This window comes from Cytobacillus luteolus (assembly GCF_017873715.1).
Taxonomy (GTDB): Bacteria; Bacillota; Bacilli; order Bacillales; family Bacillaceae_L; genus Bacillus_BV; species Bacillus_BV luteola.
The window spans coordinates 186,900-212,600 of record NZ_JAGGKM010000005.1 but is presented as its reverse complement, the minus strand read 5'-3'; the positions used below and the strand labels follow the sequence as shown (position 1 = coordinate 212,600).

Genomic DNA, 25,701 nt, shown 5'->3' with positions numbered 1-25,701 from the left:
TTTCTATCATTTTAAACAAAACAACATAAAATTAAAAGAAGGAGTAGAAATTGGGGCCTGACCCCCGGTGCGTTAATGTGTTAACGCATTGGGGGTCAGGCCCCCAATGGTTTAATGCGTTAAACCGAGTAATTTTATAAACAAACTTGTTGACTCATTAGTTTAATGGTGTTAATATTTTCATCATCAGTTAAATAATCGTTTTTTTCTTATCATGAGAGGTGGAGGGAATGGCCCTAGGAAACCTCGGCAGCGGACTCATTTTTGAGAGTACTGTGCCAATTCCAGCAAGCGATAGCTTGATAGATAAGAAGAGCGCACGTTTTCAATTTGAATTCATGACCTCTTCTTTCTTGAAGAGGTTTTTTGTTTCTTATGAATTTTGTTGATGAGAGAAAAACACTTTTTAACTAAAACCAAGTAAATCTATAGAAAAGGATGGTATAACACCTATGAAAAAACTTTCATTATTGCTTTTTATATTAACGATTGGATTTGTTTTAACTGCTTGTGGGACTGAGGAAGCAGGAACTTCAAACTCAGGTGCTACAAATTCAGATACTGCTTCTGAGGAGCAGAGTTCATGGGATCGAATCAAGGAATCTGGAAAACTAGTTGTTGGTACTGAAGGATTATATTTTCCAGTTACATATTTTGATGAAGAGACAAAAGAATTAACTGGGTTTGATGTTGAAGTCGTTAGAGAGTTAGGTAAAAGATTAGGTCTAGAAATCGAATTTAAAACGATGGAGTTTGATGGATTACTGCCTGCTCTTCGAAATGGTCAGATTGATGTGGCTGCGAATGATTTTACAATCACTGAAGAACGCCTAGAGAAGTTTGATTTTACAATTCCTATTAAACACTCATTTGGGTCTGCTCTTGTCCGTGAAGATGGTAGCTCGAATATTGAAACAGTTGAGGATTTAACAGGGAAAAAAGTTGGAGGTTCAGCTACTAGTAATTACTCAGACTTTGCTCGTAGCCAAGGTGCAGAAGTTGTTGTTTACACAGGTTCTGATACTGTTTTACCTGAAATCGTTAACGGACGTGTGGATGCTACTTTAAATGACTATCTTGTTTTAATTCAGCACTTAAAACAATTCGATAAGCCTGGGCTAAAACTTGCTGAAAATGTAAAATTTGAGCCTAACGTTGGGGCCATTGTCATGCAAAAAGATAGCCCAGAGTTAAAAAAACAATTAGATACAGTTTTACAAGAAATGATTGATGATGGAACGATTAAAGAGATTGCACTTGAATTCTTTGGTGCAGATGTTTCACAACCAGTCACTCTTGACTAGTGTTAGAGAGGAATCTTTGTGATTCCTTTCTTTTTGCAGATAATCATAAAAAGGAGTCCTATTTATGTCAAATTTCAAATGGGAATATCTATTTAATATAGAAATTGCGTTAGACTCACTTCCCTTTATATTGGAAGGGGCCTGGTATACGATTCTGATTGCCGTTGTAAGCATGGGCATTTCCTTAGTATTGGGTTTGTTTATTGCGCTGGCAAGAATGAGTAAGTATTGGATTAACAGTATTCCCGCTCGGATTTTCATATCATTTATGAGAGGAACCCCTCTTCTCGTTATTTTATTTATTTTATATTTTGGCTTACCGATGCTTGGTATTGAGTTGCAGCCTCTTACAGCAGCGATTATCGGTATTAGTGTGCATTTTTCAGCTTATAGTGCCGAAATTATTCGCTCTGCCATATCTTCTGTTTCTAAAGGTCAATGGGAGGCCGCGGAGACCCTTCGTATGAGTTATTGGCAAACAATGCGTCGGATTATTTTACCACAGGCTACTCGGATTGCACTCCCTCCTTTATCAAGTGTGTTCATGGATATCATTAAGGGAACCTCACTTGCAATGGTTATCACGGTATCTGAAATGTTTTACCGTGCAAAAGTTGTAGTTGGTCAAACGTATGAGAGCTTAACATTGTATATTCTAGTTGCCTTGATTTACTGGGGACTTTGTACAATTGTAACCTTGTTACAAGATTACCTCGAGAAAAAAGCAAACCGTTATGTTTCATCATGATAGGAGGCTGCGAAAATGATTCGTATAGAACACTTAAGTAAAAGCTTTAAAGATAATGAAGTATTAAAATCGATTTCCTTGCAAATAGAAAAGGGAGAAGTAGTCAGCATTATCGGGCCATCAGGGTCTGGAAAAACAACATTGCTGCGCTGTATGAATTTACTGGAGATTCCAACATCGGGGACACTTTCGATTGGCGAAGTCCAGGTTGGATTTAACGGTAAAACACCCTCTAAGCAACAAAAGAGAAATGTACAAAATTACTCAGGGATGGTATTTCAACACTTTCACCTATTTCCACATAAAACAGTTTTAGAGAATATAATTGAAGCACCATTGGTTGTTCAAAAAAGAAGGAGAACCGAAGTAGTTTTAGAAGCTGAGGAGCTACTGGGTAAAGTTGGCTTGCTAGGGCACAAGGACCATTATTCTGAACAATTATCAGGAGGACAAAAACAACGTGCGGCCATTGCTAGAATGCTAGCATTAAAACCTGAAATCCTACTATTTGATGAACCTACATCTGCACTTGATCCTGAGTTAGTAGGAGAAGTTCTAACTGTTATTAAAGAGCTCGCGAAAGAAGGACAGACGATGATTATCGTTACTCATGAAATGGGCTTTGCACGTGACGTATCTGACCGTGTGATCTTTATAGCAGATGGCTTCATCGTTGAACAAGGAAAACCAGAAGACCTTTTCACAACGCCAAAAGAAGAACGAACACAACAGTTTCTACAAAAAGTACTAACAAGATAAAAAATTGGGGCCTGACCCCCGGCGCGTTAAAGCTTTAACGCACTGGGGGTCAGGCCCCAATCGTCATATTTACCCATCTTCGATTTTAAGCTTTTTGAACCAGTCTAAGCCTTGCCTTCAGCACATATATCCTAAGTAGGTGTTTGTAAATCTAGTAGTGATAAAAATTTAGTAGAGTGTGCTCTACAAGGTGAGGGGAAGAAGTTGAAGAAGTTTTTTAAGGTATTTATGATCTCAGTTTTAGTGTTGTCGTTATTTATTCCATCTATTGGTCTGGCTAAGCACGATGATGATGATGATGATGATGATGACAAGTTTTATGAAGCATTTGAGGCGGGTGTAGCGCAGAATAGAATTAGCCCAACTAAAAGTCATTTGGCAGAAGGCGTTTATTTAGGAGGGTATGATGGTTTTAAACAACGTGGTAAAGCTATAGGTGTAGCTGATCCGATTTATGCCCGCGCACTGGCACTTAAGTCTGAGTCCGAAAAGCTTGTTTTTGTCACATTGGATACGACTGGTGTAGGGAACAAGGTACTGAATGTGATTCGTGAAAAAGCATCAAAAAAGACCGGAGTATCTAAGAATGCAATCATGATTAGCTCAACTCATACACATGCAGGACCAGATCTTCAAGGCTTGTGGGGTGGTGTATCTAATTCCTACAAGGATTACTTTATCAATCAGGTTGTAAAAACAATTGAAGAAGCAGTAGATGACCAAGAAGATTCAATGGTTACTGTAGGCTCTACAGTGGTTCCACAAAACCTGGTCCATAATCGAAGGGGCAAAAGTGAGACCGATACAACTTTAACAACCCTACAGATTACTCAACTAGAGAAGGAAAAAGGTAAAGGAAAGGGTAAGGGTAAAGGGCATCAAAAAGGCAAAGGTAAAGGGCATGATAAGGGTAAAGGTAAAGGCCACAATAAAGGGGACGATGATGAAGAAAAAGTCATCGCTACCTTAATAAACTTTGCTGTTCACCCGACTATTTTAGGTAGAGATAATAAAAATTTTTCTGCTGATTTTGTAGGGTACCTTCACTCTGAAGTAGAAGACCAATTTGGTGGCATCTCTCTTTTTGTTAACGGTGCTTTAGGTGATGCTACACCGATTTCTAATGGCAACACTGACCAAAAGAAGGCCGAATACTATGGAAAAGAGATTGCTAAATATGTTGAGAAAGCTATAGATAATGCTAGAGTTTTACCTAAAGGGTTAAAAATTACGAATAAAAAAGTTGATTTCGTAGTAGAGAATCAAGGATTTGTTAGTGGCTATAACACAGGAATTTTAAGCCCGTATTATGAAATGAAAAAGGTAAATAATGTACTGAAGCTTGAGAGCACAATTTCAAGAGTAACCATCGGGGATAAAAATACAAACATTGAACTAGTTACGGCTCCAGGAGAAGCAGTAACTGGGCTTGGTCTTAGTCTCCGTAAAGTAATGGACAATAAATATTCAATGATTTTAGGGCTTACTCATGATACGCTTGGTTATCTAATTCCTGAGAGTGAATGGGATCCTAAGAAATATGAAGAACAAGTATCGATTGAAAGAGCAGCTGGTGAAAAAGTTAGAAACGTAGTTTTAGAGCTTTACGGAAAGAAGTCACAACCTTTACCACAGCCAGTTACTCTTAAAGCTGGAGCTTCTAAAGAAAAAATTACACCTACCACAGCTATGATGGATGCTACAAAACAAGGTCCTCTGTATCTTGGTGGGTACGGAAATGGTAGAAAAGCTGACCCTAATCAGGTACTTGATGAATTATGGGCAAGAACAATCATCCTTCAATCAGGTGGAAAAACGGTCGCATTTACTGCCCTTGATTCTGTAGGTATTTTTCAAAAGGATTCTTTAGAGATTCAAAAACGAGCTCGTGATGCACTGCGTACAAAAGGCATCTATGTTGATCATATTGTCGTGTCTTCAACACATACTCATCATGCTCCAGACACAATGGGGCTTTGGGGAGCAAAAAATAAAAGCGGTATTAACCCATTTTACCAAGAATATTTAATAAGTCAGGCAGCTAAATCAATTATTAATGCTGCAACTTCTATGCAAACTGTAAAAGAACTTCGTTACGGAGTACAAGATACCTCTGGCCTAATTAGAGATTCACGCGATCCAAATGTGATGGATGACGATATCTATGTCATGCATGCAGTAGGTCTTAACAATCAAACAATTGGTACACTAGTAAAATGGGCCAGCCACCCTGAGACCATTCTTGGCCACTATAATGAAGCTATCACTTCAGACTATGTCCATCCATTAAGAGAGACTGTTGAGAAAAGTGTTGGTGGAACCACTGTATTCGTGAATGGCGCAATTGGCGGATTATTAACTTCCCTAAAAGTTGATGTTGGTTATGGAACTGGTAAAGAAGGAAGTAAAGCAACAATGAAGGTTATTGGAGAGCGAGCTGGTATTGCAGCTCTAACGGCAATTAAAAATAGTACAATTAGTAAGGATCATACGATAAAAATTGCTACTAGAGATGTATATTTACCCTTAGAAAATCCAAACTACTATTTACTAGGATACTACGGAATGTTAAATCGAGATGTATACATTAATGGTGCAAAGCAAAGCAGTATGCCACTTCCTCCACAATACGGTGGAAAACAGGTTGATTTATTAACTGAAGTATCAGCGGTAAAAATCGGGGATGCACAGTTTGCTATGGTTCCTGGAGAGTTATACCCAGAAATAGAGCTTGGAAAATTCCAAACAAAAAGCTTAGCACACAATCCAAATGCTGCTCATGAATTAGCGATTAAGCCAAACATGTCAGGTAAATATAATTTTGTACTTGGCTTATCTAATGATGCGATTGGCTACATTATCCCAAGAAATGACTTCGTCCCACTGGTCCAAGATGGACTTTATTGGAAAGAAGGTATTCACCGCATACAGAACAAACAACTATACGGCGAAATCAACTCAGTCGGGCCTTCAACAGCAGCCATCCTCTCTAACACTCTTGTAGAACTTTTAAGGGCAATTAAATAAAACTGGGGCCTGACCCCCACGGCGTTAACGCGTTAACGCGCCGGGGGTCAGGCCCCTTCTGTCATTGTTTGTTCACAGTTAGGACAATTGTTTTTGTGTTTTTAGCTATTGCTCCACTATCGTTATTAAAGATGTTCTTCTTGCTGTCTTCTGATGGTTTAATGGAGATATTGATGTCGTTTTTACCCTCAGCCAAAGTAACTGTATGACTGAACGACATATCATCATTAATAGTAACTTGTTCCCCATTAATGGTGAGGACTCCACCTTTAATTGCTGTACCCTTTAATTCGATTGTTTCAGTTGTTACCGTAGCATTGTTTTCATGAGAGGTTACGACAACAGGCATATCAATCCAACGTACAATGTAATCTTGAACTACCATTTTATTATTGCCCTGATTCTGTACGACAACTTTCATATCGGTTCCAATCGCACCATAACCATAGTAACTGATATCATCATCTGTACGATTATTCGGTGTGTGGTCCGCAAGGCCTTCTTGATCCCATGAATTACCCTTTACATACTTATAGGTAATTTCAGTTCCTTCTTGAACTTCGACTGTATACTCCCAATCAGGTGTAACAGCTCCGTTACGTGTCATTGACCACGCCCCGGCATTCCAGCCATTTATACTGTTTGGCATGTTAACACTTGTCGTTAGCGGTGTATAATCTGGTGCATTTACTTTAAAGGTTACCTGAACCATAACAATATCAGGAGTAACGGTAACTATGTTTGAATCTACAAAATTACCTACTTTATCATAAACGCGAACTTGATATTGGTACGTTTTTCCGTTTTCAACCTGGTAGTCACGGTAAGATGTTAACGAGCCATCAACCACCTGATCGATTACAATACCATCACGTAAAATCGTGTATAGGTATGGATCCTCTGAGTCTACTACTGTCCAACTTAAGTTAACCTGACCAGATTCTTGCATCGGCTGTGCAAGCTCGACAGCTGTAGCTGGTGCCGTTTGGTCCGCTTCATCTTGTACGAAAGTGACCGTATTAGTGGTTTCTGTATATTTCCATTCACGCCCCAAGTCTGAGGAAACACCGATTCTGTACTCATAGGTGCCAACTTCTAAAGGTAGGAAGCTACCTGAGAATACATTATTATTTCCGGCCTGCCCTGCATATCCTGCCTTCAGGATTTCCCACTGAGTTTCACTGTCCTTTTTCATTTCTAATCTGGCTATAACACCTTCCGCTTGCTCAGTTTCGGTTGCACCTTCAACATATAATTCTGCGCTAATTACCTGTGCAGCTGATAAATCTAGCGTACTATTTTCTAATGTCGTTAAATTCCCTACCCATTCTGCTGTTAGATCATAATGAGGGATAACAGCACTTGTAGCTACCTTTTCAGACTCATTTCCATTTTCATCAACGGAAACCACTGCGAAGAAATATTGACGTCCATTTTGAAGGTTTTCAACTGTAAAAGTTTCATCAGACGTTTTACCGATTTTTCGATAAAGTGCTCCCTCAACTGTTGTTTGATATACGACGTATTCAACACCATTGCCATTCCAGTTTAACTGAGCTGTTTTTGAACCCTCCGTTGCAGATAAAGATGTTACTGGCTCAACCTTCGTTGGAAGATTTTCTGAAACGAGCATTCTTCCAGACATCTTAGGTATTTTAAGTTCAATCACTCCATCTCGAGTAACAGCCTCATATTTTGAATCCAATTGATCAATAAAGTTTACACCATTTGCAATTAAATCCTTTACTTGTAGCTCAATCGTTCTGTCCTCACTACCTCTATTTATCGCAACAATCGCTGCCTTTTCATCATTTGTTCGAACATACACTAACACATCATCCTTCGCATATGCATGGTGAAGTTCACCATATGCAAAGAGACTCGCATTGTCTTCACGGACTGCTCCAATTTTTTTATAATGAGAGATTAGATCCTGATCCTCTTTGCCCCATGGATACGTACGTCTATCATCTGGATCCTTCGAGCCTGTTACACCTGCTTCATCACCATAGTAAATGGTTGGTGCACCGGCATAGCCCATTTGGATAATCGACGCTAACTTAAGGCGCTGCACACCAAGCTCATGATTATAATTCGAGTCAAACTCCGCACGCTCAAATGAATCAGTTCCACCGCCTAGTAAATACACCGCTCTTGGCGTGTCATGTGAACCTAATAAATTCATTAACGCGTAAAATGCTTCCTCTGGGTAATCCTCTTGAACTGCCTTCAACTGTTTCTCAGCTTGCCCGGCATTTCCATTTTCTAAGTAACCTAAAATCGCACGCTCAAAACGATAGTTCATGACCGAATCATATTGATCTCCAAGGAAATATTTAGAAGCATCATCCCAGATTTCCCCAAGGATTAATGGCTGTTCGCCATCCTTAAGTGTTGCTCCGCGCTTGTAATTACCGTTTTTCAACTCTTTACGGAACTCTCTCCAAAACTCCATGTCAACCTCATTGGCTACGTCTAAACGCCAACCAGATCCACCGTTAGTTAACCAACTTTTTGCAACAGAATCTCTTTCATAAAAAATATAATTTGCGAACTGCTTGTTATTTAGCTCACTATCATAGTTTACTGCTTCACCTGGAATCGATTTAATTTCTGGCAAACTATCAAAGCCCCACCAAGCTTGGTATTTATAACGCTCAGTTGGCTTACCTTCATCAATGATTTCATTTTCGATATTAAACCAGTTATGGAAGCCATAACGACTGAATTTTTGTTTATCCTTTTTAAAATAAACATGGGCTTCCTGCTCGGCTTTCTTTTGCGTCAATCCTTTTTCATTCATTAAATCATAAATTTTTGCCCAATATTCATAGGCTCCAACCGTTTCATATTTTCCATAACGGTCAAAGTAAATTGAATCATCGGCAACGTGATTAAATACCCCGTCTAAAATTAAATGCATATCACGTCTTGCTAATTCATCTGTAAACGCCTTAAACTCCTCGGGTGAACCGAACATCGGATCAACCTCTTTAAAATCGGTCGCATCATACTTATGATTTGATGCAGCTTTAGCAACTGGATTTAAATAAAGAGTATTTACACCAAGTGATTGTATATAATCTAATTTTTGATGGATTCCGGCAATGTCTCCTCCGAAGAAATCATTACTCCAGATGCCATCTCCAGTATAGTTGCCTGGGTCCTTTTCACCAATACGAGGATTATCAGGTAGGGTATCCCAACTATCTGGTCGCTCAATTGGCTCTTCACCACGTGCATTTTCTTTTGCTGTATCATTTTTTGGATTTCCATTGAAAAAGCGATCCGGGAAGATTTGATAGACAACCGCTTCCTTCATCCAATCTGGTGTTTGATAGCTAGGGTCATAGACCGTTAGTTGGAACAATCCAGCGTTACTATTAGCCGCACTACCAACTTCACCTTCAAGCGTATCTTCACCATATTCAGCTATTGCCATGCCATCTCCCGCGATAAACTTATAACCATGAACACCTTTATCTTCAGGTGTAAAGGTTGCTTCCCAAAATTCTAAATTCCCTTGGCTTTGAACATCTGTCCAGCCCACGTACTCCATATTCACCATTTTGGTGTTGCCTGTTAAATAGTTTCTAACATACAGAGTAGCTCTTGTTAAATCATCCTTTTTCGCAGCCAATCGTAAAGTTACCGTTTCACCGGCTGAAATTGCACCAAATGGTTGACGGTATGCATTATTCCACGTATTGTGATATAACATTCCTTGGTCAACTGTTCCGTCAGAACCACTTGGTTTGTAATCTGTTAACACTTCTTTTGTAAGATTATTAAAAGTAAAGGTGACCTCTGTTGCCTCCACTACATTTAACTTAAAGTTTTCCCCTGGATATTGTTCTCCCCAGTCATTTCCTAATACAACCTTAAATTCATGATTCCCTTTTGGCACTACAGTTCTATATTCGTAGGTGTTATTAAAATCATAGTCTGTCATAAATGCAGTAGAGGTGGCAGGACTCCAGTCATCTCCGGCATTAATATCTGGTTGAATATCCCCTACAATGCGCGGGGTTTTATCTCTTGGAATGGGGGTATAAAAAGTTGAATTCGCAATGGCATGAGTTTGATCATGATAGTAGAAAGTAACCTCTGTGCTTTGTTCCAGATTTAGAGATATATCCCCGCCACTTCTTCCTCCTGCACCATAGTTTTCATCCCAACTACCACCAATTGCAATTTTATATGCATATTGACCTGCCGGTAATGTGCCAGTAAAAGTATAAAGATCATTTCCGACATGTTTCATTTTTGTTGTAGAAGCAGCTGGATCCCAGTCTACACTGTGACCAAGCTCATCTTGTAGACTACCAACTAAAACAACATTTCTCCCTGGTATTTCTTCTCCAGGGGGTGGAGTTTCACTTTCTTCTACTGCTGTGGATGTCACTTCTTTTGTATCATTGTTAAATGAAAAGGTAACAAGTGCATCATTTGAAAAACTTAATTTTGCATTTTGACCTGGATACGCCGCATCATCCCAAGTAGAGCCCAGAACAACCTTAAAATCATAAGACCCTGCTGGCACATTTACAGATAATATGTAAACGTTATCAAAATTATCATCTAGTAAAAATAAGTTTGATTCAGCTGGACTCCATTCAGAACCTGCTCCTACTTCATCTTGTAAGCTTCCTACAACTCTTGGCTGTTTATCTGCAGCAATTGCCTCATATTTAACTGAGTCAGTTACAGCATGTGTTTTATCATTATAGTAAAAAGTAACTTCCGATTCTTCTGCTAGATTAATAGATATATTATTACCATTGTCTCCGTAACTTTCATCCCAGCTCCCATTAATGGCAACCTTGTATTCATAGGTACCCGCCGGAAGAGTTCCTGTGAATGTGTAAAAATCATTACCCGTATGGGTCATTCTAGTTGCTTCCAACGTAGGATCCCAATCTATAGTATCATCACCATTTACTAGTTCTGATTGAAGATTCCCTACTAAAGTGACAGTTCGCTCTTCTAGTGTTTCGGCACTTATTTTTTCAAAGTAAAAAGCACCAGAAAACAGCTGGATAACTAATGAAAAAATCATAAGTAAAGAAAGTACTTTCATGTTTTTCCTTTTCACTTTTCCTACCTCCTTGTTAAGTATGATTTGCGTGAAACCGATTGCACAAACCAGGCGGGGAATCCTTTTGTGCAATCGCTTCCATATAACTAAATTCTCGCATAGAGTAGGCTTATTACTCAACATATTTTGTCCGACAGAAAAACTGTTACTGGCGCTTTAATTTTGTTCGGTTTTAAGAGATTATGTTAAACTTTGTAGAATTTTAGCTTTTTAAAAAGTGCTAGACATAATTGCCTAGCACTCTTAGTTGTATTATCTGTCATCATCTTCGTCGTTGTCTTCATCGTCGTCATCATTGCCTTTATTTTTCTTGCCTTTATCTGCATTTCCACGTGCTTTCTCAGCCTTCTCTTTAGCTTTTTCACGCTCTTCTTCTGCCTTTTCACGTGCCTTTTTAGCTTCTTCTTCAGCTTTCTCACGTGCTTCTTCTTCTTTTTTACGTTCTTTTTCAGCTTCTTTTTGAGCCTTCTCACGTGCTTTTTCTGCCTTTTCATTATCCTTTTCTAGGTCATCTTCATCTTTTTCCGACTTTTTATTAGATTTAGTGTCTGCCTTTTCTGTCTTCTTAGCTTCTTTTATGAGAGCCTTTTCTGTTTTCTTTTCTGCTTTTTCAATCGCTTTTGTTACTTCCTTCGTTGCCTCAGCAATCGTTTCTTCTTGCTCTTCACTATACTCTTCTAATAATTCAGCTTTTTCCTCTTCAGCCTCTTCTTCAGTTAAGTCACCCTCAGCTAACTCTTCTTCTATATCTATTAATTCTTCCAGGTACTCTTCTTCCTCTTCAAGATATTTAGCAATCTTTTTCTCTAGCTTTTTCTCAGCCTTTTTTATATTTTTAGCAAGTGCAGCTTTTGCTTGAGGATTTTGGATTTTTTCCATTGCAGCCGTTAATGCAATAATATTTTGTGAGAGTTTCTCTCTTAATTCTGCTAATGGATCAACTGAAGCTTCGGCGCTATCTTCAGTAGCCACAGTTTCCTCCGTTGTTTCCTCACCAGTTACTTCAGCATTCTCTTCTTCGACAGTTGTTTCCTCTGTTGTCTCTGAATCATCTGCAGTATCTGCATCTTCCGAAGATGTTTCATCAGTAGTTTCCCCTGTTGGCACAGCATCTGGTGTTAATTCCAACACTACCTCCATTTGCTCAATTGCCTTTTGAATGGTTTCTTCTGCAAGTTCCTCATCACCAGCAGCTAAAAGAGCTTCTGCTTCTTTAATTCGTTCTTCCATAATTTCTGTTATTGCTTTTGCTTTTTCAGCATCATCAAATGTAAAAGCTAGCTTAAGCTTTTCAGTAAATGTTTTAATAAAGTAAAAAAAATCTCCTGGTAATAAATTTACTTCTTCTACAGATGGTTCATTTTCTTCTGGAGCAGATGCTTCAGTTTCAGTTGTTTCAGAAATCTGAGTCGTTGTTGTCTCAGTTGTCTCAGTAGTCACTGCTTGTTCTTCTGTCGTTTCAGGCGTTGTAGTTGTTTCACTTGCGAATGCACTGCTTGTCCCCAATGAGAATGTTAAAGCTGTAGCAATCGCACTCGTTGCCAATACATTTCTAATCTTCTTGTCGAAAAACATGTAGAATTCCTCCTATTTTGTAATAAATTGTACTAAAGGTATTCGAGCCCAGTTTTTCGTTTATGTCGCTAAATTTAAAAAATTCTTACATTCTATTAAAAAATAATTAATAGATTGCAAGAATAGTAAGAAATAACAGATGTACACGTTACTCCTCATTCTTAGCAACCCAGCCGCCATGGTAAAACTACTTTAGGCCTGTGGCTTTGCGTCATCGCTTTTCAACGATTTTGCCTTTATTTGAATGGGACGAAATACTTTGATTACAGTTTACTGAAAATATTGTCGAATATATATAAGCAAATGTTACTAATTTTTATATTAAAAGTATTTAAAAAACGGGGCCTGACCCCCGTCGCGTTAAAGCTTTAACGCACTGGGGGTCAGGCCCCTTAAGACACAATTATTCGTCCCGTATGTTTTTAAGTTTTTCTAGTAGGTTTTCACTTTTTTCAGCTATATCAAGAATGATTGAGTCAATTTTCTCTTTCCATTTTGGTGCTTCTTCTTTTAGTGTTTCTTCGATTTTATCTACTGTTTCTATTATTTCCTTTTTTCGATCTACTGTTTTTTGTTCTTTTCCCGCTAGTCGGTCATTCACTGATAGAACCGAGAATTCAGTAGGTTCCACATGTTGCAGTGATTGTTCCATGCTTGCCTTAAAGAGCGGAACGACTCCCTCTGAGGTGCTATTTGGAAGATAGTGTTCTCTGTCGGTCTTGTCGTAACCAAGCCATACGGCTCCAACTAGATTTGGTGTATAGCCTACAAACCATTGATCTTTTGTACCTTTAATATCATTATATGGAAGCTGTGTAGAGCCTGTTTTTCCCGCAAGTGTAACTCCTTTGATTTGTGTTCCGGTTCCAGTTCCTGTTTCTACCACATTTAACAACATCGAAGTAATTTCATTAGAAACTGTTTTAGAGGTTACCTTGGTCGACTTAGGTTTATGTTCAGCAATGACATTCCCCGTAGGTCCAACGATTCGAGTAATCAGGTGTCCTTCATATCTTTTTCCTTCATTAGAAAATGTTGAATAAGCTTCAGCTAATTGTAAAGGAGAGAGCCCCTTGTGCATCCCACCTAGTGCTAATCCAAGGTATCTATCTTCATCCTCTATCCCAATACCAAACCGCTGTAAAGCATCTACACCCTTTTCCAACCCGATTTGATCTAATAACCAAACGGTTGGAACGTTCAATGACTTTTCCAACGCCTGATACATTTGTACTTCTCCACTATATTTCCGCGAAGAATTTTGAGGTGAATAGTCCCCAAAGGTCATAGGTTCATCTTTCAATACCGATGTAACAGTATAGCCATTTTCTAGAGCAGGTGTATAAACTACTAGTGGTTTCATTGTAGATCCTGGCTGTGCTTTTATATGAGTTGCTCTGTTAAATCCACGAAACACATACTCTCCTCGTCCACCGACTAATCCAAGAACGCCACCCGTAGATGGATCCAGTAAAACCGCACCGCTTTGCACTAGTGTATTCTTTTTCCCTTTAGGAAAATGTTTTTTGTTTTCATACACTTTCTCCAAGGAGGATTGAATATTCGGGTCGAGTTGTGTGTAGATTCTGTACCCTCTCGTTAGTAACTCTTCTTGAGTAAGACCATACTTAGAAATAGCTTCATCTAACACAGCATCCACATAGTAAGGATACTTTCTTTCAATAAAGCTTCCCTTCCCTTCAATAAGGGTAAGCTTTTCCTCTTTAGAATGGTTCCATTCGGCTTCTGTTATCATTCCTAACTCATGCATTTTAGCTAAAACAACATTTCGCCTGTTAACCGCTCTATCGTAATTTTTATAAGGATTATAAGCTGAAGGTGCCTGTAACAAGCCCGCTAATGTAGCAGCCTCACTAATCGTTACCTTCTGAATATCTTTATTAAAGTATTTACTAGCCGCCTGTTCAATTCCCCAAGCACCACTGCCAAAATAGACTTGGTTCAGGTACATTTGAAGGATTTCATCTTTTTCGTAGTGTTTTTCAATTTCTACCGCTAAAAAGAGTTCCTCAATTTTACGTTTATAGGTCTTTTCAGGCGAGAGTAAGGCGTTCTTCGTTAACTGCTGTGTAATTGTACTACCTCCACCGGTGATTCTTCCAGCAAACAAATTTTTAAAAAAGGCACGGGTAATACCGAGAAGATCAAAACCATTATGTTCAAAAAAGCGGTGATCTTCAATCGCTATAACAGCATTTTTCACATGGTCGGGTAATTCTTCAACTACAACTCCACTTGTTCTGTTCGTTACAACAGAAGTCGCTTCCTCACCATTCTTATCTATAATAATTGTCGATTGTCTTAACCCTTCCTTTAATGACTGTACATTTGCCGTGGTCGCCATAAAAGCAAAAAAGAGCATCGATAAAAGTATGAAAATCAATAAGAGTAATAGGAAAATTTTCGTAATATGCTTTTCTCTCCAAAAATGGACGATCTTTTCCCAATAAGGCTGTAAACGCTCCATAAAAACTCCTCTTCATGTTAAATATTCACCTTATTATATAGGAAAAAAGCCAAAATACGAACACAAAATGTCAAACGGGGCCTGACCCCCGGTGCGTTAAAGCTTTAACGCGCTGGGGGTCAGGACCCAAAGTTTTAAGCTACGACGTTGCGTGTGTTTTCGTAGTTTTTGTATTGTTCGGTTTTCATGATGTGTTTGAGGATTGTGATGGTTTGCCAGATTTCTTCATAGGTGTTGTAGAGCGCCATTGGTGCGAGGCGAATGACGTTTGGTGCTCGAAAATCTGGGATGACGTTGTTATCTTTTAGTGCTTTACAGATGCGTGCTGCTTCGTGGTGTTCCAAGCAGACATGCCCTCCACGGCGGTCATTCTCTCGTGGGTTCCCTATTTCAAAACCAAACTCACATAGCTCTTCCTCTATTAAATACATCATATACTCTGTCATATGCAATGATTTCTCACGTAATCTTTCAATACCTGCTTCTGCAAACATTTCAAGCGATCCCAAAAGTGGAGCTATGCTCAAGACGTGTGGTGTCCCAACTTGAAATGCCCCTGCTGTTTCTGCATGTGATAGCTCATGTTCCATGTCAAACTGTTTATCTTTTTTCGAGCTAAACCAACCTGCTAGACCTGGTGCAATACCATGGTGATTACTATGAACGAACATTCCGCCAACTCCACCAGGACCACTGTTTAAGTATTTATAGTTACACCAAACCGCAAAGTCCACTCCCCAGTCATGGAGTGAATGAGGAAGTGCACCAATGGAATGAGCTAAATCAAATCCGATTAAAATACCACGTCTATGAGCTTCTGCCGTTAAACGTTTCATGTCTAAAAGTTGTCCACTTCTATATAAAACAGATGGAAGCCAAACAATCGCTACCTCGTCCGTCATTGCAGCTATCACATCATCTTCATTAATGGTTCGACCATCACGGGATTTTACTAAAACAAGATGCTCCTCAGGCTCTAATCCATGTAGTTTTAACTGAGCTTTTATCGCATAGATGTCCGAAGGAAAATCTAGTTCATCTGCAACAATCTTTGTACGTTTGCCATCTGGCTCATAAAAGGTTGCCAATACTTGGTGAAGGTTCGCTGTAATTGAACCTGTTACAATGGTTTCTTCAGGTTGGGCACCAATCAATGGTGCTGTTAGTGCTCCAAGTCTTTCTGAAAACTCAAACCAGGGCTGTTTCCCCGACATCCAACCATCAATTCCAAGTTCTTTCCAATCTTGCAGTGAGTTTAGTAGTGTTCTCTCGGCGCGTTTGGATAACAATCCTAAGGAATTACCATCCATATAATAGATTTCTTCTTTTATGTAAAATTCATCTCGAAAGGTTGTCGCTTCTCTGTCTAATTGTCTTGCATAATCGACTGTTGATATAAATGTATTCGTTTTCACTATTTTCTGCCTCCCCGCTTATCTTCACTAATAACAGTATCTCATATATCCACACTGTTAACTATTAGATTTTCGGAATAGTTAGGTAAGTTGTGACCAACTATAGTTACTTTAATTTACCAGGTAACCTAGGCATTTCTTTTCAAGGTTATTCTCATCATATTTTCTCCAATTCTCGCCGTCAAACAGCACAAAACCCAGTCAATTCCTGTTGTATTACCTATAGGTATTTGTTGTAATAAACTATGTACAATTTGATAAAAGGAGACACTCTTATGGTTTACGATGGCATTATTATCGCCTTAATTGTGGCCTTGATTCGCGGAGGGAAAATTACTAACCTTTCTGAAATGAATATGAAAATGGGGTGGGTATTCCCAATTCTTTTACTCTTCCAAATTATCGTATTTTCCCTGCAAAATGAAATAGACTGGGTTGGTACCTATAGTAATATAGCGTTTATATTCGTGTACATTATTGGGCTTTTCTTTCTATGGATGAATCGTGACCTTCCTGGATTTTTCATGATCATAGTAGGAGTAGGTTTAAACTTTATCGTGATGTTACTAAATGGTGGCAGGATGCCTGTTTCTCCACAAGCAGCTCTTGCATTAGACCCCACTTATATAGATGCTTTAAAACACAGTCTTTATGCAAAACACGAGTTAATCACGAGCTCCACACACCTTGCTCTTTTAGGAGATATCATCCCACTGTCTGCTCCGTATCCTAAGGAGCAAGTGATTAGTATCGGGGATATCATTATGAATGTGGGTGTTTTTATCTTTATACAAAAAGTATTGGTTAAAAGGAGATAAAAAAACATGAGTACAAAAACAAAAAAGACCATTCTAAACTTAATCATATTAGGTTCTGTCATTGTTGCCCTAACATCAGGGTTTAAATTTCATTAAACATTCAGGGAGTGCTTCTAGAGTGCTCCCTGAAAATTTTTAGAGAAAGAGCGTGGATAACTAATGAAAAAACTGCGATTAGATTCTCTCTACGCAACTTTACTCTGCATAATAGGTGTTCTCTTCTTTGTGGGGAATTATAATCTTGCTTTTTCACAATGGGAATTAATCGGTGTATTAACAGCTGTGCTGCTTTTATTAAACTTTTTTAATATCGTTCTACCTCCATCCGGAAATTCGTTATCAATGGATTCTGCGATTTATCTAGCCAGTCTCTTTTTGTTTGGTTTAGAAGTTACATTAAGCATTTTATTGGTAACAACGATCATCTGGTTTATGTATTACAGAAAAATTGCCTGGTGGAAACACTTATTTAACTTTGCGAGTTATTCGTTAACGATTGTCTGTACCTACTCTATTTTCACACTAATGAATGGAGTACCTGGCATAGTCGATTTTTACACAATTATTCCTTATATCTTTTCACTCGCAACATACTTTTTATTAAATGTCTTAATCTATTGGGGCTATTTTGCGATTGCATCACCTTCTCAAGTGACAAATGTGATTAAAGGTGCAATAACAAAAGCCGTTCTTAAGGAGTCTTTCACGAGCTATTTTAGCTTACTCATATTATCACTAATATTAACTATTTTAATGAAAGAATCACTGTACTTTGGGTTGCTTTTATTTACTGTATTGTCTGTGTTTTTATCCTTTGCATTTAAGAACTTCTTCGATTTATACAAAGATACCGAAGAAAAATCAAAAATTGACTTCTTAACAAGACTTTATAATCATGGCTTTTTTAAACTTAAACTTGATGAAATGTTTGCAGAAAATGAGGATTATAATGGATTTACGGTTGCCCTCTTAGATATAGATGATTTTAAAAAATACAATGATACAAACGGACACTTGCAGGGTGACGAATTACTAAAGTTCTTCGGCAAATTTATAAAAGAAAAAATGTCCACTTATCCGGATATGATTTCTGCACGATATGGTGGCGAGGAATTCGCTATTTTAATGCCAAACACTTCAGTGAATGAGGCAGTCTCCATTTTAAATAGAATACGAAAAGAAGTAAATGATACCCACTTTAAAGGTGTTGAGTATCTTCCACTCGGTTGTATCTCATTTTCGGCTGGTGTTGTCGAGTTTGCAAAAGGAACCTATGGATCTTCTGAACTGTTAAGAAAAGCGGACAAAGCATTATATTTTGCAAAAGCACAAGGGAAGAATTGTGTACAAGTTTATCACGAGGGAAACAATGTATACGATAATGACTTGTATTTGTTAAAAGAAGTAGAAAAGCTCGAGCAACAGCTGCAAATCTTTTTAGCAAAGGATATTTACACTTACCAGCATAGTAAGCGAGTGTTCACCTATGCTACAGACCTTAGCAGCAAACTGGAACTTAGCAATGAGGAAAAACGAAACCTCATCTTAGGGGCTTTGATTCATGACATTGGAAAACTAGAAATCCCTAGGGATGTTATTAATAAAAAAGGTAAGCTAGATTCACATGAGTGGGAAATGATGAAAAAACACGTGACATGGGGGAAAGAAATTATCTCTTCTGCCAAAAAGTACAATGAACTCATTCCGTTAATTGAACTACATCATGAGCGGTTTGATGGAAAAGGATACCCATTTGGTTTGGAGGAAGAGAATATCCCGAAACTTGCTAGGATTTTATGTGTAATCGATTCGTTTGATGCAATGACAACTGAACGTCCTTATCAAAAAACGAAGACCTTTGGTGAGGCGATTGTCGAGCTGAGGAAATGTGCTGGCAAACAATTTGATCCAGCGTTTGTTGAACCATTTATTGAAATGATCGAAGAAAAGTATCCTCAAATGCTATAAAAGAGTGGTGTCAGTCAGAGCTGACACCATTTTTTTATGCAAAAAAGGATGCTAGGAGACTCCCCCTAACATCCTTACCCTTTATTTTGTTAACGCATTATAAGCATTAACTAACCCGTGACCATAGTAAGCGTCATAACCTTTTTTACCAATATCCTCAGCTGTTTGTTGAAGATGTGTTTGAACTTGCTTTGGAGATGGTTTCTTACCTGTTGTTTTAAACACGTGGTCAATGTAAGCTGCCGCTACACCAGATACTTGTGGTGTTGCCATTGACGTTCCTGCTTTCCAGCCGTAGCCGCCTTCTCCAAATGCCTTTACAGCAGTTGAAGATTGACCAATATATGTTGGAATTGTACTTAATACTAAGAATACATGGTCACCAGCAACACGTTTCCCAGTTGTTGGATAGTCAGGGCCAACGTCTCCACCTGGAGCTGCTAAGTCAATTTTGCCATTTCCATAGTTTGAGAAGAACGCTAGACGATCTTCCGTTCCAAAGCCACCACCTGTTGCAGATACTGAGATTACTCCAGGAATCCCTGCAGGTACGTTAATAGTAGCACCTTGGATGTCATACTGAGTATAACCTAGAGATCTTAGGTAACCATTATACCAATCAGTAAGTTTTGCTGGATTAGACAGATCTTGAGCATCATTACCTGCAGCAGCTACAACTGTAACTCCTTTGTTAACTGCATAACGAATAGCTCGATTGTATGCAACTATATCAGCAGAGTCGCCACCTAATTTAATTCTCTCACCAGTCGTTGGGTCAATATAATTCCATTGACCATTCGTTCTAAAACCACCTAAACTCATATTGATAACATCCACATCGTCATCAGCAGCCGCTAAGATTGCATTCGTAATCCAGATTTGCTGTGCTCCCCCTGTTGCTCCGAAGACACGGTATGCACGTAAACCAACTTCAGGTGCAATACCTTTCATACGTCCGTTTGCACCAATGGTTCCTGCCACGTGTGTACCATGGCTATTATAATCCATTGCGTCAGTCGTCCCAGGTACAAACGTTTTCGAACCTGGAACAATGTTATCTACTAAATCAGGATGATTAAGGTCGAAACCACTATCAATAACAGCGACTACTGTATCTTTAGATCCTGAAGAAATCTCATGACTTGCCCCATTGTTTGTTACACGTTGAATATCCCACTGGTAACTAGTGCCCCAGATACTGTCTTCTTTTGCTAGAGTAGGTAATTCTGGCATAGCAGTTCCCACTGTTCCCATTTCTTCTGCTTCAACATCTGGCAGATCTAGTGGCATTTCAATAGAAGGAGTGACTGTTAATACCTCTTTATGAGATAAAGTAGATTTCAAGAATTTTGTTGGATTCCCAGCTACTTCAACTTGAACAACCCCAATTGAGTTTAGCTCAGTCTCTACTTTAGCACCCAAACTATTCATAAACGCATTAAAATCACTAGGTACACTTTGTGATTTAAATGCAATTGTAAAATCCTGACTACCAAATTCATAGTTCGTCGTTTGGGCAGATGCCCCTGAAAAAGCAAGAGAAGAAGCCAGTAGTGCCGTCGTAATCGTGCCTGTTACTGTTTTGAATAATGTACTTCTTTTTTTAGAAACCATTCTTCTATTCCTCCTAAATATTGTTCTAGTTGTCTCAAAAAACTAGTTTTCCAAACCTACTAGTTATTGCTTGTCACCACTATACTGACAATTCTAATTATTTTCAAATTTCATATTTTTACAGTTTGTCGTTTTATAGTTAGCTGATTCTAATGTCATAGGATAATGGATTCTTTTTAGTGATGATTACTTTTGAGAGGATAGGAATAGAGTTGTAGAGAGGTTACATATTATTGGTAATATCCTAAATAAATAGTAGGACAGGCATTTTTTGCAGAAAAAACTTTTCGACAAAGTTCGCCAATTTAAAGACATAAAATAGAGGGGCAATGTTATCAATAACACCATCCCTCTACTCCAACAAGCCATATTTTCTTTTAAATCGAGTTAATATTTTAAGCCATATGCCACCAAATAATAGTAGGAATATTACATTTGAAACGGCATGCATTGCATCAAATAAGGCACTACCAGCAAAATAGGTAATTAGTAGCTTTATGTCAATTCCTGTTCCAGATTGTATAAAGGCGGCCAATCCCCAGAAGTTCATGATTGCACCAAATATAAAGCCCCATACAATACCAAAGAGTGCCTTACCCCAAGTAACTTGCATAAACTTCCTGTTTCGAAGTAGCCCTGCAGTTAGTCCTACTAAGCCCCATGCAACCATTTGAAAGGGAGTCCACGGACCTTGTCCGAGTATCATATTAGAGGCTAAAGCTGCAACTGCACCGATCATAAATCCACTCTCCGCCCCAAACACAAAACCAGCCATCATAATCACAAAGGTCGTTGGTTGCACACTAGGTATTCCTGCGAAAGGCACACGGCTAACTGCTGCTATGGCTGCGAGAACGGCTAGTAAAACTAACTCACTTGCTTCTACCTTTCTAGCTTCAAATCTTACTAAAAGTAGTAGAATGGCTGCGACAACAATACCAAAGCTCAGATATAAATAATAATCCTCCCATAAAATGGCTAGAACTAACAACGTAACAATCCCAACTATGAGGCCAACCATCCCTATCTTTTGTTTAAGGTACATGCTCTAACAGCCTCCTCAAACGTTACGATCGAAGCATCAGGTGCTGAGCGGAATAGACGTTGTAGCATGGTTGTGTAAAAGAAATTCCCTCTGAAGAAGTTTCTTGGTATATCTTCAGCTGTAATCTTCCCTTGAAACATCATCCCACATTTCGTTGCATATTGGGCGGCGAATTCCACATCATGTGTGGACATCATAATGGTCATGCCTTCCTGATTTAGTCTCTGTAAAATCTGCACTAAGTGTCCTTTAGAAAGAGGATCAAGTCCCTTTGTTGGTTCGTCTAAAATGAGAATCTCAGGTTTTCGTAAAAGCAAACAAGCAAGAGCCGCTTTCTGTAGTTCGCCTCCACTTAAATCATATGGATGACTTTTACAGAGATGAGAGATGCCTAAATCTATTAATATTTGTTCAACCTCATCACGATCCTTTATGCCCCATTGTTCCATGGTTGCCTGAATCTCACCTTCAACTGTGTCATGGATAAAGAAGAGTTTTGGATTTTGTGGCAGGTATCCGATTCGAGCCTCTTTCTTTTTCATAGATTTTAACGGCTTTTCTTCAAAAAGCACCTTTCCCCGCTGTGGTTCATATATACCTGCGAGCACCTTTAATAAGGTTGATTTTCCAGATCCATTCCCACCGAGGAGTGCGTAGATTTCTCCTTTATTTATCGAAAAGTCAACTTCCTTTAATACGAGTTCACTTTTTTTATCATATTGATAATAGATAGTACTCAATTTCATTAATTCACTTTGGGGTTGTACTTCCGTTTTGGAATCAGTCAATTTAGATGTTGATACCTGCTGCTGTGCCCAGCATCTTCCTTCTTTCACCGTCAAAGGAAGTTCTCCCATTCCTTTTAGCTCTAAAAATAAGGAAGGTATGCTCGGTACATAAGCTTTTAAAGGAGACTCCCAAAGTTCTTTCAAGACTTTACGAGGATTTCCTTCTTGTACAATCTGTCCATTGTCCATCATCACAATCTTATCTGCGCCTGTAAAAACTTCCTCTAACCGGTGCTCAGCAAGGATAATCGTCATTCCGAATTCTTCATTGAGTCGAACAAGCATGTCTAAAAATCCTCGGGCACTAACTGGATCTAGCTGAGCGGTTGGTTCATCTAATAGCAAAACATCAGGCTGCATTAAAAGAACCGATGCCAAGTTCATTTGCTGTTTTTGCCCACCCGAAAGTTCATGGGTTTTACGATGTAACAGTGGTTCTGCATCAAAAAAATGAACCATTTCTGCTACTCGGTTTCTCATTTCATTTGTAGATAGACCACGATTTTCTAGACCAAAAACGAGTTCATGAAGTACTTGATCTGCAACTACTTGATTTTCAGGGTCCTGAAACACAAAGCCAACATCTGGTGATTTCACTTCGGCATGAATGGTTCCAGATAACTTGCCATGTGGTTGAATTTCTTTTTTTACTAATCGTAAAAGTGTACTTTTCCCGCTACCCGAAGCGCCGAATAACACCACAAATTGGCCTTTTTCTACAGTTAAAGAAACATCTCGAAGGGCTTGAGACGACGCATCTGGATATGAAAAAGAAACTTGGTTTAGTTCAATATACGCCATCTAACATACCCCCATCCTTTAACGAGTAGTGGAAAGCTTACGAAAATAAGGTAACCTACAAGACTTAACATCTCTAGGTCTGATAATTGGAATCTCTCCATCCTTGGGTAAATCGTTAAAAAACCATACCCACTATGAAGTCTCCAAAAGAAGATTATGATGAAAATTGAAACTAAGAAAGCAATGGCAAACCTATCTGCTTTTTTAAAATAAAAATGCTCATACGTTGAGCGTTTGCCACTTCCATAGCCTCTTGCTTTCATCGAGTCAGCTGTTTGAATGGCTTCCTCCAAGGAATAAGTGAGCAACACTTGAACATAAAGCAATCCGTTTTTTGCCTTATCCTTAAAGTGTCCGTGTAGCACGGATATTCCTTTGCTACTTTGAACGGCTGATATTTCAGCCAGCCGTCTCCTCATTAAAGGAATAAATCGGAGTGTGAGCATAAGCAAAATCGCAAACTGTGGTAGAAATTTAGAAAATAAAAAGAGTAATTTATTCGGTGTCAGCACTTCATTGTATGAAATGAATAGAGAAATTACACTAATAATGGATATGGCGGTCATAGCTCCATAGGTGACAGCCTCAAGAGTGACACGATGGGTTCCGATTTCAAATAATACGTGTCTTCCTCGTTCATTAAAAAGAGGGGTTAGTATCAAGATGAAGACGAACATCGAAAGCATTAAGAAGCCCCATCTTTTTAAACCCTCTACGTGACCTTGGACTACATTAATTAACAGCACTATGATAAATCCCCCTGCTAAAAACAGAGGGTGCAACATGAGCATTAAAAGGGACAGTGCTCCGACATAATATAGAAAGATAACAGTCGGATGAAATTGTTCAAAGCGATGTTCCATTACTTATCGTTCGAATAGTTTTCTGTATAGATCCAGTCAATTCGATCTCCTTCTTTAACTTTGATTGCATCTGAGCTTTTTGACAGTGTTGAGCCGTTTAACTTACAAGTCCACCCACTTTTCGGACCATAATCAAACTCGTAATAATTATCAATTCCTACGACATACCCCATTGCCCCGCTACCTGTATAGTCAACATGGATACCTGCTTTTTTTGCAATTTGTAACAATACATCTAAAATCGTGTCACCATCTTTAAAGGCAACCTCTGTTGTATTTATAAGTGTTCCCACATCTGCTGGACCTATCACTGTGATTGTTGCTTTAGTAGCAGGAGGTTCTGCGGGTTTAGGTTTTGTTGCTTCAGTTGTTTTTGGTTTTGTTTCTGGCGTTTTCGGTTTTGTTTCTTCTTTTTTAGACTGACTGGTTGTTTCTTGTTTTGGTGTTTCTTTTTTTGCCGTAGTGGTTGGTTCTGTTGTATTTTTCGATTCAGATGTTGAATCGGTATCGTTCGGTTTTGTCGTGTCGGTTGGTTTTTCGGTACTTTTTTCAACAACTTCAGTTTCAGGCTTAGAATCGGAAGACTCCGTCTCAGCTTCTGAATCTACATTGTTTTCAACTACTTCAATTGTATCTTCTTTTCCTGTATCTTCTACTATTGGTTTAGTGGTTTCTGAATTATTTCCACAACCACTTACTAACATAGCTATTATTAAAATAAGGGTAGGTAGTTTAACTAGTTTTGCCATTTTCATTGTGTCCTCCTACTCTTTTCGTTTTGCATTGACAATATAACGTTGTGGTGCATTACCGACAAAGTTAAATGGATAACAGGTTGTAATGGTGAGTACCTCGTTTGGAGCTGTTGACTTAATCACAGTTCGGTCATCCGCTTCCACAATGAAGGTTTCTTCAATCACATAAGTGAAGGTTCCATAGTTCATTTGAACCGTAATTTCGTCACCTATTTTTAACTCTCCAAGTCTCTTAAACACAGTATCGCGGTGGCCTGATAAAACAACTTGATCGTTTTGGTCAGGTAGAGCCGTTCCTGTGTAATGGCCTACTCCTTTTTCAAGGTCATCATCTGACACCCCAGCTACAATTGGCAAAGTTGAACCAATAGAAGGGAGATTGAGAACTCCCAGGATGTCGTGATTTTCAACTATTACTGTTCGATCAACCTTGTGCAAAGGTTGTGTTGAAGCAACATGTTCGGTTGCCTTGAGAAGTGTGTCAGTTTGTACTTTGGATGTGGTGTATAGTTTGCTGGCTGCAAGGGTTATAAAAAAGAGCCCTCCTGCCATAAACAAGAGGGATAATTTTGTTTTCATTGTGTATTAAGCCTTCTTTCTAAGCGCTTTAATATACTTGTTTTTCTAATCTGAAC

16 protein-coding genes and 2 riboswitches are annotated in these 25,701 nt (G+C 38.7%); of the genes, 6 read left to right on the top strand and 10 right to left on the bottom strand.

Going from position 1 to position 25,701, the window contains the following annotated elements; genetic code table 11:
• The first annotated feature begins 206 nt into the window (after positions 1–206).
• A riboswitch (SAM riboswitch) is annotated at positions 207–313 on the top strand.
• Between the two features lie 139 nt (positions 314–452).
• From J2Z26_RS15570 to J2Z26_RS15555, 4 genes are all read left to right on the top strand, one after another.
• Positions 453–1,304, top strand: coding sequence for a transporter substrate-binding domain-containing protein (locus J2Z26_RS15570; RefSeq protein ID WP_193534599.1), 852 nt, complete (start codon positions 453–455; stop codon positions 1,302–1,304).
• A 64-nt stretch (positions 1,305–1,368) separates the two neighbouring features.
• Positions 1,369–2,052 (top strand): amino acid ABC transporter permease, encoded by a 684-nt coding sequence (locus tag J2Z26_RS15565; RefSeq protein ID WP_193534600.1) that lies wholly within the window; start codon positions 1,369–1,371, stop codon positions 2,050–2,052.
• A gap of 15 nt (positions 2,053–2,067) precedes the next feature.
• On the top strand, positions 2,068–2,811 hold the full coding sequence (locus J2Z26_RS15560) for an amino acid ABC transporter ATP-binding protein (RefSeq protein WP_193534601.1): 744 nt from the start codon (positions 2,068–2,070) through the stop codon (positions 2,809–2,811).
• Between the two features lie 204 nt (positions 2,812–3,015).
• Positions 3,016–5,838 carry a neutral/alkaline non-lysosomal ceramidase N-terminal domain-containing protein gene (locus tag J2Z26_RS15555; RefSeq protein WP_209794380.1) on the top strand — a complete coding sequence of 941 codons (2,823 nt, stop codon included), beginning with the start codon at positions 3,016–3,018 and terminating at the stop codon, positions 5,836–5,838.
• Positions 5,839–5,899: 61 nt separating this feature from the next.
• Here J2Z26_RS15555 and J2Z26_RS15550 read toward each other — a convergent pair whose 3' ends face one another.
• The 4 genes from J2Z26_RS15550 to kynU form a co-directional block, all read right to left on the bottom strand.
• Positions 5,900–10,933 carry a pullulanase X25 domain-containing protein gene (locus tag J2Z26_RS15550; RefSeq protein ID WP_319638016.1) on the bottom strand — a complete coding sequence of 1,678 codons (5,034 nt, stop codon included), beginning with the start codon at positions 10,931–10,933 and terminating at the stop codon, positions 5,900–5,902.
• 255 nt (positions 10,934–11,188) lie between these two features.
• Entirely contained in the window at positions 11,189–12,511 is a 1,323-nt protein-coding gene (locus J2Z26_RS15545) for a DUF5667 domain-containing protein (protein ID WP_193534603.1), read from the bottom strand.
• 160 nt (positions 12,512–12,671) lie between these two features.
• A riboswitch (cyclic di-GMP riboswitch) is annotated at positions 12,672–12,756 on the bottom strand.
• 158 nt (positions 12,757–12,914) lie between these two features.
• A complete protein-coding gene (locus tag J2Z26_RS15540; RefSeq protein ID WP_193534604.1) occupies positions 12,915–14,999 on the bottom strand; it encodes a transglycosylase domain-containing protein in 2,085 nt (694 codons plus the stop codon).
• A 134-nt stretch (positions 15,000–15,133) separates the two neighbouring features.
• Positions 15,134–16,414, bottom strand: a complete 1,281-nt coding sequence (kynU, locus tag J2Z26_RS15535; protein ID WP_193534605.1) for a kynureninase — start codon at positions 16,412–16,414, stop codon at positions 15,134–15,136.
• 275 nt (positions 16,415–16,689) lie between these two features.
• Here kynU and J2Z26_RS15530 point away from each other — a divergent pair, with 275 nt between their 5' ends.
• Both J2Z26_RS15530 and J2Z26_RS15525 read left to right on the top strand, forming a co-directional pair.
• The gene (locus J2Z26_RS15530; RefSeq protein WP_193534606.1) at positions 16,690–17,232 is read left to right on the top strand and encodes a DUF5317 domain-containing protein; all 543 of its coding nucleotides are present in this window, start codon (positions 16,690–16,692) and stop codon (positions 17,230–17,232) included.
• Positions 17,233–17,391: 159 nt separating this feature from the next.
• Positions 17,392–19,200: a bifunctional diguanylate cyclase/phosphohydrolase gene (locus J2Z26_RS15525; RefSeq protein WP_193534607.1), complete on the top strand. Its 1,809-nt coding sequence runs from the start codon at positions 17,392–17,394 to the stop codon at positions 19,198–19,200.
• An 81-nt stretch (positions 19,201–19,281) separates the two neighbouring features.
• On the opposite strand, the gene J2Z26_RS15520 is transcribed toward J2Z26_RS15525, so the two are convergent.
• The 6 genes from J2Z26_RS15520 to J2Z26_RS15495 form a co-directional block, all read right to left on the bottom strand.
• Complete coding sequence (locus tag J2Z26_RS15520; protein WP_193534608.1) at positions 19,282–20,814, bottom strand: S8 family serine peptidase; 1,533 nt, start codon at positions 20,812–20,814, stop codon at positions 19,282–19,284.
• Between the two features lie 352 nt (positions 20,815–21,166).
• Positions 21,167–21,859: an ECF transporter S component gene (locus J2Z26_RS15515; RefSeq protein ID WP_227413597.1), complete on the bottom strand. Its 693-nt coding sequence runs from the start codon at positions 21,857–21,859 to the stop codon at positions 21,167–21,169.
• Positions 21,838–23,448 (bottom strand): ABC transporter ATP-binding protein, encoded by a 1,611-nt coding sequence (locus J2Z26_RS15510; protein WP_193534609.1) that lies wholly within the window; start codon positions 23,446–23,448, stop codon positions 21,838–21,840. The genes J2Z26_RS15515 and J2Z26_RS15510 overlap by 22 nt, the downstream gene beginning before the upstream one ends.
• Complete coding sequence (locus J2Z26_RS15505) at positions 23,430–24,311, bottom strand: energy-coupling factor transporter transmembrane component T (RefSeq protein WP_193534610.1); 882 nt, start codon at positions 24,309–24,311, stop codon at positions 23,430–23,432. The genes J2Z26_RS15510 and J2Z26_RS15505 overlap by 19 nt, the downstream gene beginning before the upstream one ends.
• Positions 24,311–25,066, bottom strand: coding sequence for a DUF4430 domain-containing protein (locus tag J2Z26_RS15500; protein WP_209794378.1), 756 nt, complete (start codon positions 25,064–25,066; stop codon positions 24,311–24,313). Before J2Z26_RS15500 ends, J2Z26_RS15505 begins: the two co-directional genes overlap by 1 nt.
• Before the next feature lie 9 nt (positions 25,067–25,075).
• The gene (locus J2Z26_RS15495) at positions 25,076–25,645 is read right to left on the bottom strand and encodes a class D sortase (RefSeq protein ID WP_193534612.1); all 570 of its coding nucleotides are present in this window, start codon (positions 25,643–25,645) and stop codon (positions 25,076–25,078) included.
• Positions 25,646–25,701: the final 56 nt, after the last annotated feature.

Bases quoted from the DNA above. Each gene is read 5' to 3' on its own strand.
- J2Z26_RS15570 (WP_193534599.1), top strand. From the start codon at position 453: ATGAAAAAACTTTCATTATTGCTTTTTATATTAACGATTGGATTTGTT.
- J2Z26_RS15565 (WP_193534600.1), top strand. From the start codon at position 1,369: ATGTCAAATTTCAAATGGGAATATCTATTTAATATAGAAATTGCGTTA.
- J2Z26_RS15560 (WP_193534601.1), top strand. From the start codon at position 2,068: ATGATTCGTATAGAACACTTAAGTAAAAGCTTTAAAGATAATGAAGTA.
- J2Z26_RS15545 (WP_193534603.1), bottom strand. From the start codon at position 12,511: ATGTTTTTCGACAAGAAGATTAGAAATGTATTGGCAACGAGTGCGATT.
- J2Z26_RS15540 (WP_193534604.1), bottom strand. From the start codon at position 14,999: ATGGAGCGTTTACAGCCTTATTGGGAAAAGATCGTCCATTTTTGGAGA.
- J2Z26_RS15530 (WP_193534606.1), top strand. From the start codon at position 16,690: ATGGTTTACGATGGCATTATTATCGCCTTAATTGTGGCCTTGATTCGC.
- J2Z26_RS15525 (WP_193534607.1), top strand. From the start codon at position 17,392: ATGAAAAAACTGCGATTAGATTCTCTCTACGCAACTTTACTCTGCATA.
- J2Z26_RS15520 (WP_193534608.1), bottom strand. From the start codon at position 20,814: ATGGTTTCTAAAAAAAGAAGTACATTATTCAAAACAGTAACAGGCACG.
- J2Z26_RS15515 (WP_227413597.1), bottom strand. From the start codon at position 21,859: ATGTACCTTAAACAAAAGATAGGGATGGTTGGCCTCATAGTTGGGATT.
- J2Z26_RS15510 (WP_193534609.1), bottom strand. From the start codon at position 23,448: ATGGCGTATATTGAACTAAACCAAGTTTCTTTTTCATATCCAGATGCG.
- J2Z26_RS15505 (WP_193534610.1), bottom strand. From the start codon at position 24,311: ATGGAACATCGCTTTGAACAATTTCATCCGACTGTTATCTTTCTATAT.
- J2Z26_RS15500 (WP_209794378.1), bottom strand. From the start codon at position 25,066: ATGAAAATGGCAAAACTAGTTAAACTACCTACCCTTATTTTAATAATA.
- J2Z26_RS15495 (WP_193534612.1), bottom strand. From the start codon at position 25,645: ATGAAAACAAAATTATCCCTCTTGTTTATGGCAGGAGGGCTCTTTTTT.